The organism is Arthrobacter sp. AL05 (assembly GCF_029960715.1).
Lineage (GTDB): Bacteria > Actinomycetota > Actinomycetes > Actinomycetales > Micrococcaceae > Arthrobacter.
This window is the reverse complement of record NZ_JASBRC010000013.1, coordinates 18,690-34,752: the sequence shown is the minus strand read 5'-3', so window position 1 is coordinate 34,752 and position 16,063 is coordinate 18,690. Positions and strand designations below refer to the sequence as shown.

General features: G+C 66.8%; 15 protein-coding genes. 9 read left to right on the top strand and 6 right to left on the bottom strand.

Annotated features, from left to right (window positions below):
- The first annotated feature begins 69 nt into the window (after nucleotides 1–69).
- Nucleotides 70–291: a hypothetical protein gene (locus tag QK287_RS14905; RefSeq protein WP_282360600.1), complete on the top strand. Its 222-nt coding sequence runs from the start codon at nucleotides 70–72 to the stop codon at nucleotides 289–291.
- Between the two features lie 129 nt (nucleotides 292–420).
- Here the strand turns inward: QK287_RS14905 and QK287_RS14900 are convergent, their stop codons facing one another.
- Complete coding sequence (locus QK287_RS14900; RefSeq protein ID WP_226775118.1) at nucleotides 421–642, bottom strand: hypothetical protein; 222 nt, start codon at nucleotides 640–642, stop codon at nucleotides 421–423.
- Nucleotides 643–878: 236 nt separating this feature from the next.
- Entirely contained in the window at nucleotides 879–2,396 is a 1,518-nt protein-coding gene (locus QK287_RS14895) for a CYTH and CHAD domain-containing protein (RefSeq protein WP_282360599.1), read from the bottom strand.
- A gap of 170 nt (nucleotides 2,397–2,566) precedes the next feature.
- Between QK287_RS14895 and QK287_RS14890 the strand changes: the two genes are divergently transcribed.
- From QK287_RS14890 to QK287_RS14875, 4 genes are read left to right on the top strand one after another with little or no spacing between them, the layout of a single operon-like run.
- Complete coding sequence (locus QK287_RS14890; protein ID WP_282360598.1) at nucleotides 2,567–3,331, top strand: phosphatase PAP2 family protein; 765 nt, start codon at nucleotides 2,567–2,569, stop codon at nucleotides 3,329–3,331.
- Between the two features lie 10 nt (nucleotides 3,332–3,341).
- Complete coding sequence (locus QK287_RS14885; protein ID WP_226775114.1) at nucleotides 3,342–4,082, top strand: VTT domain-containing protein; 741 nt, start codon at nucleotides 3,342–3,344, stop codon at nucleotides 4,080–4,082.
- 1 nt (nucleotide 4,083) lies between these two features.
- A complete protein-coding gene (locus QK287_RS14880) occupies nucleotides 4,084–4,758 on the top strand; it encodes a response regulator transcription factor (protein WP_253032672.1) in 675 nt (224 codons plus the stop codon).
- On the top strand, nucleotides 4,755–5,750 hold the full coding sequence (locus tag QK287_RS14875) for a HAMP domain-containing sensor histidine kinase (protein ID WP_282360597.1): 996 nt from the start codon (nucleotides 4,755–4,757) through the stop codon (nucleotides 5,748–5,750). Before QK287_RS14880 ends, QK287_RS14875 begins: the two co-directional genes overlap by 4 nt.
- 294 nt (nucleotides 5,751–6,044) lie before the next feature.
- Here the strand turns inward: QK287_RS14875 and mmuM are convergent, their stop codons facing one another.
- The 3 genes from mmuM to aspS form a co-directional block, all read right to left on the bottom strand.
- Complete coding sequence (gene mmuM, locus QK287_RS14870; protein WP_282360595.1) at nucleotides 6,045–7,028, bottom strand: homocysteine S-methyltransferase; 984 nt, start codon at nucleotides 7,026–7,028, stop codon at nucleotides 6,045–6,047.
- Between the two features lie 115 nt (nucleotides 7,029–7,143).
- Complete coding sequence (locus QK287_RS14865; protein ID WP_348774716.1) at nucleotides 7,144–7,914, bottom strand: GNAT family N-acetyltransferase; 771 nt, start codon at nucleotides 7,912–7,914, stop codon at nucleotides 7,144–7,146.
- A complete protein-coding gene (aspS, locus tag QK287_RS14860; RefSeq protein WP_282360593.1) occupies nucleotides 7,901–9,736 on the bottom strand; it encodes an aspartate--tRNA ligase in 1,836 nt (611 codons plus the stop codon). Before aspS ends, QK287_RS14865 begins: the two co-directional genes overlap by 14 nt.
- Before the next feature lie 108 nt (nucleotides 9,737–9,844).
- Here aspS and QK287_RS14855 point away from each other — a divergent pair, with 108 nt between their 5' ends.
- Entirely contained in the window at nucleotides 9,845–11,143 is a 1,299-nt protein-coding gene (locus QK287_RS14855; protein WP_226775110.1) for an APC family permease, read from the top strand.
- On the opposite strand, the gene hisS is transcribed toward QK287_RS14855, so the two are convergent.
- Complete coding sequence (hisS, locus tag QK287_RS14850) at nucleotides 11,140–12,498, bottom strand: histidine--tRNA ligase (RefSeq protein ID WP_282360640.1); 1,359 nt, start codon at nucleotides 12,496–12,498, stop codon at nucleotides 11,140–11,142. The genes QK287_RS14855 and hisS overlap by 4 nt on opposite strands.
- 258 nt (nucleotides 12,499–12,756) lie before the next feature.
- Between hisS and QK287_RS14845 the strand changes: the two genes are divergently transcribed.
- From QK287_RS14845 to QK287_RS14835, 3 genes are all read left to right on the top strand, one after another.
- Nucleotides 12,757–13,557 (top strand): peptidylprolyl isomerase, encoded by an 801-nt coding sequence (locus tag QK287_RS14845; protein ID WP_226775109.1) that lies wholly within the window; start codon nucleotides 12,757–12,759, stop codon nucleotides 13,555–13,557.
- 61 nt (nucleotides 13,558–13,618) lie between these two features.
- Nucleotides 13,619–15,244 (top strand): DUF349 domain-containing protein, encoded by a 1,626-nt coding sequence (locus QK287_RS14840; RefSeq protein ID WP_282360592.1) that lies wholly within the window; start codon nucleotides 13,619–13,621, stop codon nucleotides 15,242–15,244.
- 269 nt (nucleotides 15,245–15,513) lie between these two features.
- Entirely contained in the window at nucleotides 15,514–16,026 is a 513-nt protein-coding gene (locus tag QK287_RS14835) for a type IV toxin-antitoxin system AbiEi family antitoxin (protein WP_226775107.1), read from the top strand.
- Nucleotides 16,027–16,063: the final 37 nt, after the last annotated feature.

The following is a 16,063-nucleotide window of genomic DNA, read 5'->3' as shown; positions in this document are numbered from 1 at the left end:
CTGGACGCTGCTGTCCACGTCGTAAGCATGCTGATAGACACCGGGGTCGCCCGAGGTCAAACTGCGTATATGGACGACGCGGACAAACAGGACACCATCAACAAGGTCACGGACCGGATATTCGTCCGGCATCCCGAGGCGCCCCGTACGCTCATCGCCAGGATCGTCACGGAAGAGTACGAACAACTGGCTTCCGGCCGGATCCGGACCTTCATCCCGACCCTGGTTGAGCACGGGGCCCGGAACAGAATCAGGCGGCAGTTCTCCTCCGGGACAGTGGACAGCAGCTGAAGCCGTTCAGTCCTGGCAGTCCCGCACCGACGGCCTTGTCCCAGCGTTGCCCCCGGCGAAGCAAAAGGTCCGACCAGTGTGGCCGGTCGGACCTTTCGCTTCAGCGCAGCGCCTGCTTCAAGAGGACTGCTATCCGGCCTTCCCGGACAGCGCTACAAGCACTCCGGCCGTGGCGAAGAATTTGTTGCTGCCGAGGTCGCGGATGGTCTTGATTCCCATGCCGGCAAGGAGTTCGTCGTGCTTTTCGGTGAGCCCGGCCAGCGCTGACGGCGGGGCGGCAAGAACTTCCTCAAGGGTCAAGTTCTCATAGGCCTTATCGAGTGCCTTGCCAAGTTCAACGGATACAGCCATGGTTATGTCCTTTGATCGATTCGGAACAACAGCACACTCGCCGCAGACTGCCTGCGAAAGCCGGAACGGGAATGCACCGACGCCGGGATACTCCCCGAGCCTCTGGCTACGCTATCGCAGCGGCCCTAACAAAACATCCATATCGGGATGTGAATCCTCATCATGCCCGCGCCGCTGCTGCATTCTGGATCCGGGGTGAAATGGCCGCGCGCAGTCCCTCGATGGCGCGGCTGCCGTCATTCCTTTGGCACCTTTGGGAAACGCTTCCAGGCCTTGCTGAACCGGGATTCGGCGTCGGCCGCCATGGCTTGTTCAAGCGCGTGCAGCCTCCCGTAGGTGAAGGCATTTTCCCCGGCGAGGTGCGCCTGGGCGCCGAGGCGCCGGAGCAGGGCCCGGGTGACAACGCTGTCCTGGTGCTCGCCCAGTATTTTTTGCAGTCCGTGGGCGGCGCCGGCCAACCGGGCAGCGCGCTTGCCGATCACAGGAATTCCGGATTCGGCTGCGTAGCGGAGCCGTTTGGCGCTTTTACGCGCCTCGTGCAGGGCGGCGTCGTGATCCGGGCCGTCCGGCGTGGCCTCCGCAATCCGAACATTCCGGCGTAACCGCTTCCAGTCTTTCCTGACCAGGGCGGCCACGGTCGCGTGCGCCGGCCGCGGATCAGGAACGGCCACCGGCACGGCGGCAAGGAAGTCGTCGAGACTGTCGAGGAGGCGGAAATACAGTTTATCCTCGAGCACCTGCAATACCGCGGCGCGGGCGGCGCCGTAATCGGCGCCCAGCGCTTCCCGCATCCGGCGCGAGACGGGTCCGATCACCAGATCCGCCGGCTCGCAGGCAACCAGGTCGTCGAGCCGTTCGCGCATCACCTCCGCGTCCCGTGCCTCGCCCAGACAGCCGGCCAGCCATTTAAGCTCCGCCCGGAGCGTGTTTACCTGTTCCGGTTCCAGCAGCCGGCGGTAGGTGCCCAATACCGAACGCATCCGTCTGGTCGCCACCCGCATCTGATGGACGGCGTCCGGTGCGTCCCGGCGCACCCGCGGATCCAGTTCCGAAATGGCCTGCACCTGAGCGTGCACATAGGCCACGAGCACGGCAGTCGCCGGCCCCTTGCGGCGCACGGGCGGCGGAAGTGCAGCCGGACCGGCCAGCGGCTGATCGCCGAGCGTGCGTTCCAGCTTCGAGGCATGCGCGGCCGGGCGCCCGCCGGCCGCGGCAAGCACCGCCTCCGCCGCGTCCAGCAGCTCACGGGACCCCTGGACGAGTTCTATCTCCCACTCCCGCCACGTCAGGCTGCGGGGTTCCGGTCCGAGCCTGTCGGCCTGCACCCGGTCATCGGCAACATCGGCAAGAATCCCGTTGTGATCGTCCCGGAGGCGGTGTAGCATCCGCCGGGTTCTCACGCGGGCGACGGCGGCAAGGGGACGGTCCCGTACGTGCACCCGGACGAGCTGGAGGAACCTCGGCGGAACCAATTCCGGGTCGTTTCCCGGCGGCTCGTGCATTTCGAGCCTTGTGTCCTGGCCGCCGGGGAGTTTGAGGTGCCATCCGGAATCGTCGCCGCCGGTCCGCCGGCGCAGGGTTATGCCGTGCGCCGCCAGGGCCAGGGCCGCCGTGTCGAAATACTCGGCCTCCAGCTGCTGCTCAACGGGCCGTTCTGCCCGGGCCACCCCCGGCAGCTCGTCAAGAGGCGGCAGCGCGGCCCTTTCGTCGACGTCGTACTTTCGCTCGATTTCAACGCTGTCCTCGGAGGCCATGACACAGTCTAGGACCGGCACCCCGGTCTCGCACCACAACCGACGGCCGAGCGTGTTCCTGCAGGAACGGCTCCGCGCAGGCCCCGGCACTTCTTAAGCGTTTCTTAAAGGCCCTGCGGGAAAGTTGGAGCGTGCGCCGGACAGCGCCCTCGACCCGACCGGAGGACCCCATGACTGGACCCGCCCATGCTGGCAGCGTTACGGCGCCCCGTGATTCTGCCGGACTAAAGGCAGCTGCCGGCCCGCAGACCTGGGCCATCCCCCAGCCCCGTCATTGGCTGTTATGGGGCATCCTGCTGTCCGCGGCGGTCATCGCCCTGGGCGCAACGGCACAGCTGTTACCCGGTGGTACGGCGGCTGAACTGGGCGTTGACCAGGACCTCAGCCAACACCACGCCGCAATCCTGACCGGCCTCGCTATGACCCTGAACCTGGTGTTCGGCCCGGCGGCCGGAGTCGCATTCGTTGCCGCCGCTGCACTCTACCTTTGGGTGATCAGGCGTTCCCTGGTAAAAGCCATTGCGTTCGGCATCTTTGCATCCTCCGGTTGGGTGGCAAGTGGCTTGTTTAAGCTCATCATCGCCCGGCAACGTCCCAATCCGGCGCTGCTGGCCGATCCACTCTCCCCCGAAACCGGCTCCAACAGTTTCCCGAGCGGGCACGTGTCCTTTGCGGTGGCGCTGGGATTTGCCGTGTACTTCCTGGTCCGCGGAACCCGCTGGGCCAAGGCGACAGCCTTCGCCGCGGCGGCACTGGCCCTCGTGGTGGCGTGGTCGCGGCTGTATATCGGAGTCCACTACCCCACCGACGTGGTGGCGTCATTCCTCGCGGCCAGTGCGGCCGTGGTGCTGCTGTCCGGACTGTGGAACCGTTTCGCCGTGCCCCTCCTGGACCGCGTGACGGCCCCCGCCGCACTCCGATCATCCCAAGCCTAAGGAACTGACCATGTACGTCATATACGCCTCCGGGCTTGTCCACACAGTGGCCCCCTCGATTGATCTTCGCTCACTGCTGGACCCCGCCAGCCTCCTCCAGGGTCTGGGTCCGGCGGCGCTCGGCGTCATCTCGCTGCTGGTCTTCATCGAATCCGGGGTGCTTTTCCCGTTTTTGCCCGGAGATTCACTGCTGTTCACGGCCGGCCTCCTGCACCAGCAATTGCAGTTGTCGCTGCCGGTGCTGATCGGCGTTGTCACGGCAGCTGCCATCGCCGGCGACCAGGTTGGCTACATGATCGGACGCACCTTCGGCCGCCGGTGGTTCAAGGACGATGCCCGGATCCTTAAGACAGCGCACCTGACCACCGCCGAGGATTTCTTCCGACGCCACGGCGGCGCCGCAGTTGTGCTGGCCCGCTTTGTGCCCATGGTCCGGACGTTTGCACCCCTGAGCGCCGGCATCGCCCGTTACGGCTACAAGTCCTTTACGCTCTGGAACATCTCCGGGGCGCTGGCTTGGGCCGCTTCCGTCACGCTGCTGGGAACATGGCTGGGGCACTTTGAGGTCATCGCCAAGAACATCGACGTCATTGCAGTGCTGATGGTCCTCGTTTCGGTCCTGCCGTGGGTGGTCGAGTTCGTTAAGCGACGGCGCCGGAACCGCGGCCCCGCGGCCGAAACCCGGCCCGGTCCCGGCAGCCTGGAGACAGACCGGCCCCCGGCGCAGCGTATTTCGCAGGACAATAGCTGACATGAGAACCCCATTCGGTCCGCCGTCCCTGCTGCTGGTGGAGGATGACATTGTGCTGGGACCGCTCATCGCCGAACTGCTGGAACCGGACTACCATGTCAGGCTGGCCACCAACGGCCAGGAGGGTCTGCATCAGGGGCTGACCCAGGACTGGGACGTGATGGTGATCGACCGCGGCTTGCCGCTGATGGACGGTATCGCCCTGATCGGAGCGCTGCGGGCCAAGGGGGTATCGACGCCGATGCTTATCCTCACGGCTCTCGGGGCCGCCGAAGAAAAGGTCAGGGGCCTGGACGCGGGAGCCAATGACTACCTGACCAAACCGTTCGACGCCGGTGAACTCGGGGCGCGCCTGCGGGCCTTAACGCGCACTTTCGCGCCACCCCTGGCGCCGCTAAGCATCGGCAACTGGGAACTCGATCCGGCATCGCGTTCCGTGCGCTCGGTGTACGGGACACGGGTGTCCCTGACGGCAAAGGAAGCTGAGTTGCTGGCTGCCCTGGCAGTCGAGCCGGACAGGGTCTTCACGCGGGACGAACTGCTTTCCGGGCATTTCCAGCCCACCGACCAGCCGGGCGTGATCGACACCTACGTCCACCACCTCCGGCGAAAAGTCGCTAGGTCGATCGTCCGCACAGTCCACGGCGTCGGCTACCAGATCGGCGATGCCTTATGAACGGCCGCTCCGTCCCCGGCGAAGCGGACCGGGACACCCTTCGCCGGGCTTCGCTGAGGGTCGCCGTGCGGATCAGCGCCGCCTGCGGTGTGCTGGTCCTGTGCCTCCTCGCTGCCGCGACGGTATATCTGATGAATAAGCTGGCCAACCCGGATCTTCCGGGCACCTCCCCCGCGGGCAAGGCCTACACTTATCTCGATTCCAAGGACCTCATCGAGGCGATGATCATCGCGGGGGTGACCGGCGTTGTTCTGGCCGGCGTGGTCGGGTGGCTCAGTGCGCGCAGCGCCATCCGTCCCTTGGGGGAAGCACTGGCCCTCCAACGCCAGTTCGTCCAGGATGCCAGCCACGAACTGCGTACGCCCTTGGCCATCCTGGACGCGCGGATACAGCTCGCCCAGCGTGATGCTGAGCCGGATTCCACAACGGGCCGGGCCCTGGGCCGGATCCGTGCCGACACGGGAACGCTGACGGGCATCGTCAACGAGCTCCTTGTGGCTGCAACCGGAGCAGCACCGGATCCCACGGGTGAACCGACGGATCTGGCCGACGTCGCCGGATCCGTTGCTGAGAGCCTGCAGGACATTGCGGCCCAACAGGATATCCGGCTCACATTCTCCGACTCCGGGCGGCCGGAAGCGCGCATTGACCCGAGCCCGCTGCGCCGGGCCGTGCTTGCGCTCGCGGAAAATGCCCTCGCCCACACCCCGCCCGGCGGGAGCATCACCATCAGCACAGCCGTCGAGCGCAACCAGGCGGCAGTGTACGTGGCGGATACAGGGCCCGGAATCACGGGCGTGGACCAGGCCAGGATCTTTGACCGCTTCGTCAGGACCGCCGCCCCGGCTGCGCCCCAGGGCCGGCGAAGCTTCGGCATCGGCCTGGCATTGGTCCGCGAAATCGCCGCGGCGGCCGGCGGAACCGTCGAAGTTGCCCGGAGCGGACCGGCAGGTACCACGATGAAGCTTTTGCTTCCGCTGGTCCGGCAGTAAGTGCGGGTGGCCAGGCACTAAGTGCGGGAGCCGGCAGCTGAGCATTCCCGCCCGCGCAAAAGACTTCCGGTCAGCGGCCTTAGGCCCGTTCCGTAGCTGACGTGTGTGCCGGCCCTCCCACGCTCCGGCACCTAGTGCTTGCCCAAGGCAATTATCCGGGACACAATGGGATGCATGGAAGCCGGTGCCTCCGAGGCACCGCTTTATTGGGGGCTGCACAGCGCAGAAGCCGTTTTTCTGTGCTGTGCAGCGGGCCGGGGCTGCGTTTGCTGTGCCGGACCGGCAGGGGTGTTCCTAGCGGCCGGACGCTTCCGTCCGGGCACTTCGTGAGAGTTTGGCCACCGCGGCAATATCCCGCGGGGTGGTTCGACAGCACCCGCCAATGAGCCGGGCACCAAGTTCACGCCAAATTGGTGTTCCCCCCGCAAGTCCAGCGGGTGGTTTGCTGCCGGGGCCGGCCGGACCGTCCGCTGCCGGCCCCCAGGTTTTGGAGACCGGGTCGTAGCGTTCGCCCGAATTCGGGTAGGCAATCAGCGGCATGTCGGTGACTTTACCCAGGGCACGCAGGGCCGGGGAGACCAGCTCAAGGGGCACACAGTTCACCCCGATCGCCGCTGCGAGCGGCTGCTCCGCAACCAGCGCCGCCACCTGCGCCAGCGGCGTACCGTCGCTGATGTGCCCACCGTCCCGCAGCGTAAAGGAGAGCCAGGCTTCGACGTCGTACTCTTTGATCAGTGTCAACAAGGCCGCCGCTTCCGGCAGGGACGGCAACGTCTCACACGCAAGAACGTCCGCTCCGGCGTCCACCAGCGCCGCGATTCGCGGCCGGTGAAACTCCAAAAACTCTTCTCCGCTGAGGCTGTAGTCGCCGCGGTATTCCGACCCGTCCGCGAGGTATGCGCCATAAGGTCCGACCGATCCGGCAACCAGCAGGGGCCGGGGGACGGAGCTTTCGGACAGGTACTCGCGGCGCGCTTCGTCAGCCAGGCGCACGCTCAAGGCAATCAGCTCCAGGGCGGTATCCGCGCTGATGCCGCGCTGCGCAAATCCCTGCGGGGTGGCCTGGTAACTCGCGGTGATCGCGACCGAGGCTCCGGAGCGAAAATAGTCAAGGTGTACGCGCCTGACAACATCCGGTTCCTCCAGCAGGACTTTGGCGGACCACAGCGCATCGTGCAGCTGGCAGCCTCGAGCTTCAAGCTCGGTAGCGAGGGCGCCGTCCACTGTCAGATTTGCTCCGGCCGCGAGGATACCGGAGAGCTTTGTGATACTGGGCATCGGTGAGGGCTCCAAAAGGTTCGGTTCGCGCGCAAGTCAGCTCCGGCGTTTCTCCCGAACCGCCCCTCCAAGCTTGCCACACACAACCCCAGTCACGGCCGACTCGTGGACCGACTCAGCAGCCGGTCAAGTGCCGCCTTGGCCGTTCCTGCCGGTAGAGGTATCGGCCCGCCGGCCGGAAACCTTCGCGGGCGTAGAATTCGCGGGCCCCGGCGTTGGCCACCGTCACCAGCAGCCAGTATCCCGCCAGGGCCCGTGCGTCACCGGCGCGCAGCAGCGCCCGCAGGATCCTGGCCGCATAGCCGCGCCGCCGGACGTCCGGACGCGTCGCCATGCAATACAGCCCGCCCCGCGCGCCGGCACCACCGGGAAGTGCGAGACGTCCGACGGCGGCCGGTTGGCCGCCGTCGTCCCGGACAAGGGCGTACAGCGAGGGACAGCCCTCGAGGATCCCGCGGGCGACAGCCAGGGCAGAGTCATCGCCGCGGCCGTCCACGCCCCACCACAGCCGCAGCCACTCCGCCGAAGGCACCGCAGAAATTTCGACGTCGCCGGCATCGTCCGGCGACTCGGTTGCACCGTCCCGGACCAGCACCAGGGTTTCGGACTGCCGGGTAAAGCCTTCGGCGTCCAGCAAGGCGCTCAGCCTTTCGACGCGAGGGTCCTCGAAGACCTGAAAGATCAGCGGCAACCGGCGGTTTCGGTACCAGAGGCGTGCCGCCCGGAGCAGTGCGAGTTGATCCCCGGAGTCCGGGCCGGGCTCCCGGGGCCACACCGAGTTTGCCCGTTGCGTCACTCCGGCGGCCGCGCGGAGAACCCAGCCGCCGGACTCTTCCCGCTCAACCGGCGGCCACGCGGCATCCATCAGCGCGTCAAGGCCGGTCATCGCTGCCGGTTCCATGGCCTTGGCTGCTGCCGGCGTCAGATTGCTTGGTGCCGTCGGCCTTCTTGGCCTCAGGCTTGAAATCCACGCCGGCTTCCTTGCGCTGCTGGGCCGTGATCGGGGCGGGCGCCTGGGTCAGCGGGTCATAGCCGCCCCCGGACTTGGGAAACGCGATGACGTCGCGGATGGACTCGACGCCTGCCAGCAGGGCAACCACCCGGTCCCAGCCGAACGCAATGCCGCCGTGCGGAGGAGCGCCGAACTTAAAGCCTTCGAGCAGGAAACCGAATTTAGTCTGGGCATCCGCCTTGTCCAGGCCCATAAGCTCGAAGACCCGTTCCTGGACCTCGCTCTGGTGGATACGGATGGAGCCGCCGCCGATTTCGTTGCCGTTGCAGACAATGTCGTAGGCGTAAGAGAGCGCGGACTCTGGATCCTTGTCGAACGTGTCCATGAATTCGGGCTTGGGCGAGGTGAATGCGTGGTGCACGGCAGTCCACTGGCCGGCTCCGACGGCGACATCACCGGACGCGACGGCCGCCGCGGCGGGCTCGAACATCGGCGCGTCCACAACCCAGCAGAAGGCCCAGTCGCTCGGGTTGATGAGGCCGGTGCGGTGGCCAATCTCGACGCGGGCGGCGCCCAGCAGGGCACGGGAAGGCGTCTTCTCACCGGCGGCGAAGAAGATGCAGTCCCCGGGTGTGGCGCCGACGGCCGCGGCCAGGCCTGCACGCTCGGTATCGGTGAGGTTCTTGGCCACGGGGCCAGCGAGTTCGCCGTCTTCCTTGAACAAGACGTAGGCCAGGCCCTTGGCGCCGCGCTGCTTGGCCCATTCCTGCCAGGCATCGAGGGCGCGGCGGGCCTGGGAGGCGCCGCCGGGCATAACGACGGCCCCGACATAGGGCGCCTTGAAGACGCCGAAGTTTGTGTCCTTGAAGAATTCGGTGAGCTCGGTAAGCTCCAGGCCAAAACGCAGATCCGGCTTGTCCGAACCGTAGCGGGCCATGGCGTCGTGGTAGGTGATGCGCTGGATCGGCGTCGGGATCTCGACGCCGATCAGCTTCCACAGCGCCCTAACGATGTTTTCGCCGAGGCCAATGATGTCGTCCTGGTCAACGAAGCTGGCTTCGATGTCCAGCTGGGTGAACTCCGGCTGGCGGTCCGCGCGGAAGTCCTCGTCCCGGTAGCAACGGGCGATCTGGTAATACTTCTCAAAACCGCCCACCTGCAGGAGCTGTTTGAAGAGCTGCGGAGACTGCGGCAGCGCGTACCAGGAACCCGGTGCCAGGCGAGCGGGGACCACAAAGTCGCGGGCACCTTCCGGCGTCGAGCGTGTCAGCGTCGGGGTTTCGATCTCGACGTAGCCGTCCTGGTGGAGAAGTTCGCGGGCCACCCGGTTCGCCTCCGAGCGCAAGCGCATGTTGCGTGCGGGGCCGGGGCGGCGCAGATCCAGGTAGCGGTGCTTGAGGCGGGCTTCCTCGCCGACTTCAACATGCTCATCGATCTGGAACGGCAGCGGCTCGGAAGTGTTGAGGATGGTGACCTTCTCGGCCATCACCTCGATCTCGCCGGTGGCCAGCGCGGAGTTCTCGTTGCCCTCGGGGCGCCGGGCGACAGTGCCGGTAACCTGCAGCACGTATTCGTTGCGCAGGCCGTGGAAGACTTCCTCTTCACGAACAACCACCTGGGATACGCCCGAAGCGTCACGCAGGTCAACGAAGGCAACACCACCGTGGTCACGACGCCGGCCGACCCAGCCGGCGAGGGTTACGGTTTGTCCAATGTGCTCGGAGCGAAGGGATCCGAGGTCATGTGTGCGCAGCACAGCACGCCTTTCTGAAGAAGACAGAGGGAAATCAAAAATCATGTTCACTAGGATCGCTAACAGGAACGATCCCGTACGAGTTTACCCGTTGGAAAGGCCCCTCCCGCCATGGCAAGCCGCCGCCAGATGAAGCCGTCCCCGGACCGGCAGACGCCCCAGCCCCTACAGCGCCGGTTGGGCGTGCTCGATTCGACAGCGATCGGCCTCGGCTCGATGCTGGGCGCCGGCGTCTTTGTGGTTTTTGCACCGGCGGCTGCGCTGGCCGGTCCACTGCTGGCGGCCGCTGTGGCGCTGGCCGGTGTGATCGCCTACTGCAACGCGGTGGCCTCGGCGCAATTGGCCGCCGTGTACCCGGCCAGCGGCGGAAGCTATGTCTACGGGCGGAACCGGCTGGGCGAATGGCCGGGCTTCATCGCTGGCTGGGGGTTTGTGACCGGCAAGACGGCGTCCTGCGCGGCGATGGCGTTGACGTTCGGACACTATGCGGCGCCGGAGTTCGCGACGCCGCTGGCGGTGGCCGCGGTGGCGGTCCTGACGGGGGTGAACCTGCTGGGCATCACCCGCACGGCACTACTGACCCGGATCCTGCTGGGTGCGGTGCTCACCACACTGGCGTTTGTGGCCGCCGCCGCACTCCTGGGCCCGCATCCGGCAGCGGACCCTGCCGCCGGCGCTGCCACGGCAGGCGGCGGCTGGGGCGTGCTGCCGGCGGCCGGGCTGATGTTCTTTGCCTTCGCCGGCTATGCCCGGATTGCGACGCTGGGCGAGGAGGTCAAAGACCCGGCCCGCACCATTCCGCGGGCCATTTTTGCGGCGCTGGCCGCTGCGTTCATCATCTATCTTGGGCTGGCCCTGCTGCTGGCCCGGCACCTGCCGGACGGGCAACTTGCCGGCTCCACGGCGCCCTTGCTTGACGCTGTGGCCGGCTCCCGGCTCAGCGCCGGCGCCCCGCTCGTCCAGGCGGGCGCCGCAGCAGCTTGTCTCGGCGCGCTGCTGGCACTGATCACGGGGGTGGGCCGGACCACCATGGCCATGGCCCGGGAAGGTGACCTGCCGGCTCCGCTCGCCCGGGTGGGCGGCACGCACCCGGTCCCGTTCCTGGCCGAACTGGCCGTCGCCGCGGCCGTCATTGTGCTGCTGCTGACCACCAACGTGCTCACGGTGGTGGGGTACTCGAGCTTCGGAGTGCTGGTCTACTACGCGGTGACGAATGCCGCAGCGTTCACCCTCGCCGAGCGCCCCGGGCACGCCCCGCGCTGGCTCAATGCCGTGGGCTTCCTCGGCTGCCTGCTGCTGGCCGTGACGCTCCCGCCGGCCTCGGTGCTGGGGATGGCGGCGGTGCTCGGCGCCGGTGCTGCCGGGCGCGTCCTGGCGCTGCGGCGGCGGCTCCGGAAAGCCGCTGCCTAGGCCTTCAGGATCCGGACGTGCAGGTCCTCGGCTGCTGGAGCCCAGCTGGCCGGATCGGCGTCGACCTGCTCACCGGAGCGGATGTCCTTGACCTGGTGTTTGCCCTCGTCGTCGGTGAACCAGACGAAGGGGATACCGCGGCGGTCTGCAAATTTGATTTGCTTGCCGAACTTCTCCGCCTTGACCGCCACTTCGGTGGCGATTCCCCGGCCGCGCAGCTCCGCGGCAACGTCCTGCGCAGCCCCCCAGCTGTCATCGCTGCTGAGCGCCACCAGCACGGCGGTGGGCACCGACCGGGTGGCTTTGGCGAGATCCTGGCTGAGGATTCGGGACACCAGCCGGGTTACGCCGATGGAGAGTCCAACGCCGGGGAACGTCCGGTTGCCCTTGCTGGCGAGAGCGTCGTAGCGCCCGCCGGAGCAGATGGAGCCGAGCTGTTCGTGGCCCACCAGGACAGTTTCCACCACGGTGCCGGTGTAGTAGTCCAGGCCGCGGGCGATGCTGAGGTCCGCGACAACCTTGCCGGGGGCGCGCTGGACGGCGGCCGCGATGACCTGTTCCAGCTCGGCCAGGCCCTCTTCGAGGAGCTCATTGCTGACTCCGAGAGCGCGGACCTGCGCCACGAAGGACGTGTCCCCGGTGCGGATCGAAGCCAGCTTGAGCGCTAACTGGGCCTGCTCCACGGTGGCTCCCAGCTCGGACCGGAGCAGCTCGGCGACCTTGGCGGCGCCGATCTTCTCGAGCTTATCGATGCTGCGCAGCACCCCTGCGGTGTCGGTGAGGCCGATGCCGTCGTAGAAGCCCTCGGCCAGCTTGCGGTTGTTGATCCGGAGCAGGAAATCCGGGATCGGCAGGGCACTGAGGGCCTCCGCGATCACCAGCGCAATCTCGACGTCGTACCGGAACGGCAAATTACCGTCGCCCACGATGTCGATATCCGCCTGGGTAAATTCCCGTGCTCGGCCTTCCTGCGGTCGCTCGCCGCGCCAGACCTTCTGGATCTGGTACCGGCGGAACGGAAACGCAAGGTAGCCGGCGTTTTCGACGACGTACCGGGCGAACGGCACCGTGAGATCAAAGTGCAGGGCCAGGGCGTGCGGATCGCTTCGGTGTGAAGTGGCACCGTCCGGCGCCGGAGCCCCCTCATCGTCCTGCAAACGGCTCAGCCCATAGACCTCTTTGTCGATCTCACCCTTTCGCAGCAGCTGCCCCACAGTCTCCACGGCCCGGGTTTCAATGGAGGAAAAACCATGCAGTTCGAAAACCCTGCGCAGGGTGTCCAACACATGCAGCTCCACCATCCGCTCCTCGGGAAGCCACTCGGGGAATCCGGACAGGGAGGCGGTGCGTGCCATGGTGGATTTTCTCCTCAGGTAATAACCGGCCGAGGTGTTCTGCGCCGCGGTGGGGCTGAAACGGGCGTCCGAAACGGGGATCAGATGGGCGGCAGACAGGCCGGTCATGCATAAACTGTGTGCGGCAGTCAGTTTATGCTTTCCGCGCCCGCATCTTCTAATGCGGCGGTATACGGCGCGATTGCCTGCAGTTTTACCGTTGAACCCGCGCAGCGCCACGGCGCCTGCGCAGGTTCGGCCCTAAACCCAGGAGGACTTTTGGCGGCCAGTTCACGGAGCGCCCGCGAAGCGAAGCGGCGCGTCCAGCAGATGGAGGCAAAGCGCGAGCTGCGCAAGGAGCAGGACAAACGGCGCAAGCGCGACAACGTACTTGCCGTCGGCGCCGGAGTCGCCGCGCTCGTCGTTGCACTGGTCCTGCAGCTGACAGTTTTCGCCGCCAATCCCAGTGAGGACGAATACGCCGCAGCCCAGGCCGGACTTACCACCCCGTCCGCCACGCCGTCGGCCTCCGCCGGTAATGCCGACAACATCCCCAAGCCTGAAACAGCGGCCGGCCAGACGTTCACCGGCGAACTGAAGCTCAACAGCGGCACCCTCGGCATCGAGCTGGACGGCACCAAGGCGCCCCAGGCAGCCGCCGTCTTCAAGTCCCTCGCGGACCAGAACTTCTATTCCGGGCTGAGCTGCCACCGGCTCACCACTGGCGAAACGTTCGGCGTCCTGCAGTGCGGGTCCAAAGCCGGCGACGGAAGCGGCGACGCCAACTACACGTGGGGCCCGCTGGAAAACACGCCGCAGGACAACACCTACCCTGCCGGAACCATTGCCGTGGCAAGGACCGGTGGAAACGCCTACGGCAACGGCACGCAGTTTTTCATCGTGTATAAGGACACCGTCATTCCCGCCGATGCCGCGGGCGGATACTCCGTGGTCGGGAAACTGACCTCGGGCCTGGATGTTGTGACCACAATCGCGGCCGCCGGACTAAAACCAGGTGACAGCCCCACAGACGGCGCCCCGGCGGAACCAGTCACGATAGACTCGTTCTCTCTGAAGTAACCAGCCGTCGCCCTCGTGGCACCGGCCCCGGTATTTCCCTCCAAGCGAAAGACTTCTAGCGGTGACAGACAGTCAGAAATCCGACGAAACAGTGTCAGCAGCAGCTGCCAACGAAACGCAGGCCGGAGCTGGGTTCGCAGAACCAGCCACAGGCCCGGGCACGGCGCAGGCAGATGCCACAACCCCGGCTACGGTGACGGAGACGGCACCAGAGGCGCAGGCCGCCGCGGCTGTCGCCGCAACGGGGGCTCCCGCTTCCACCCACGCCGGCGAAGCCGCACCCGCCGCCGCCGAAGCCGCGGATACCGCCTCTGAGCCCGCGGCTCCCCCGGCCCCGCGCCCCGCGCCGTCACCGGCAGCGTTTGCGGCACGGCCGAAGGCGAAACCCGCACCGGCAGCACCGGCAGCACCGGCTACCGTTTCCTCCGCTGCTTCACTGGCCGAGGCCGCACGATGGGGCCGGGTCGAAGGCGACGGCCACGTGTTCCTGACCCTCGACGGTGCCGAGCACCCTGTCGGGCAGTACCCGGACGTCAGCGACGACGAGGCACTGGGTTACTTCGCCCGCAAGTACGATGACGTCGTCGCGCAGATTGTCCTGCTGGAACAGCGGGTCAGCTCCAAGGCACCCACCACGGACATGCACAAGACCGTGGCCCACCTGCGCGAGCAACTCGCCGGGCGCAACATGGTGGGCGACCTTCGCTCCGCCGAGTCCCGTCTGGACGCCCTGGCCACGCAGATCTCCGAGCTCGAAAAGTCCGAGAAGGCAGAACACGATGCCGTCCGCGCTGCCGAGTTGGCCGCCCGCGAAGCCATCGTCGCCGAGGCTGAAGAGATTGCCGGCCACGACCCGGCCCAGATCCAGTGGAAGACATCCAGCGCCCGGATGAACGAACTGTTCGAGGGCTGGAAGACCGCGCAGAAGAGCGGCGTCCGGCTCGGCCGCAGCAATGAGGACACCCTCTGGAAGCGCTTCCGCGCCGCCCGTACCGTCTTTGACCGGCACCGCCGTGCGTATTTCTCCCAGCTGGACAGCACCAACTCGGCAGCCAAGGCCGCTAAGGAGAAGCTGATCACCGAGGCGGAAGCGCTCTCCTCCTCGACCGACTGGGGCTTTGCCGCCGGCGAATACCGCCGCCTGATGGATGATTGGAAGGCATCGCCGCGTGCCAGCCGCAAAGACGACGACGCGCTGTGGGCCCGGTTCCGTGCCGCCCAGGACGTCTTCTTTACGCACCGCCAGGCGGCCAACGATGAGATCGACCAGGAATACGGTGCAAACCTCGTGGTCAAGGAGGCGCTGCTGACGGAAGCCAACGAGCTCCTCCCCATCAAGGACCTCACCGCGGCCAAAAAGGCGCTCCAGTCCATCCGTGACCGTTGGGAAGAGGCCGGCAAAGTCCCCCGCGCCGACATGGCACGCGTCGAAGCCGGGCTGCGGAAGATCGAAGATAGCGTCCGCCACGCCGAGGACGAGAACTGGAAGCGGTCCAACCCGGAGACGAAAGCACGCACCAACAGCGCGCTGACGCAACTTGAATCGGCCATTGCAGGGCTGCGGGAGGACCTGGCCAAGGCGGAGAAGGCCGGCGACGATCGCAAGATTAAGGCCGCCAAGGAAGCGCTCGAGGCCCGCGAGGCTTGGCTGGAACAGCTCGAAAAATCAGCGAGCGAACTCTCCTAGCCCGCAGGCGCCGGACCCCAAGCCCTACGAAGCGGGCCCCGCACCGGTTATCCACATGACCGGTGCGGGGCCTGTTCGCTGATTCCGGGACGGGTCAGGATGGCTGAATGGTCATCGTTCACGGCCCCGCTGCCACGTCCACCCCAGGCTCACTTCTACCGTCACTGTCAACGTTGCGGTCAGGGTCAGCGCCGCTGACGGCTGCACTGTCGCCGCCGGCTGAATTGTATTCCCCCGGAGCGCTCTTCTCCTGGCCCGAACTTCAAGCGATGGCGTTGGACGGCGTGCTGACGCAGCTCTACCAGCGCGGCTACCTGCCGCCGGGGACCCGCCCCACGCCGCGGCTCAGGGCCCGTGCGGCCTCCCTCCTGATAAGCCCGGCCATCCGCACCCGGGTTGTCGCGGGGCGGATGACGGCCGCCTGGATTTACGGCTGCGCCATCGAACCTGACCGTCTTGCCCTGCTCGTCGACACCAAGCGACGGATATCCAGCCTCAGGTCGGCCCGCGGGTGCACACTCCACGAGGTGCGCCTGGGCCCGTTCGACGTCGTGAGCCTGGGTGGTCTGCTGGTCTCCAGCCCGCTGCGGACCGCTGTGGACATCGCCCTGCATGTGGACGCGGAGCGGGCCGTTCCGGCGCTGCGGGCGCTGCTGGCAAACCCAGATCTGGGTTTGCAGACCCGGCTGCTGCTGCGGGCCGTGGAGGCATCGCCCCGGATGCCGCACAAAAAGGAAGCGCTGGCGAAACTCGAACAGCTGCAGCCCCGTCCGGCGCCATAACCCGGCGCCTCCCGGCGCCCGGTTACGGTGTCTCGCC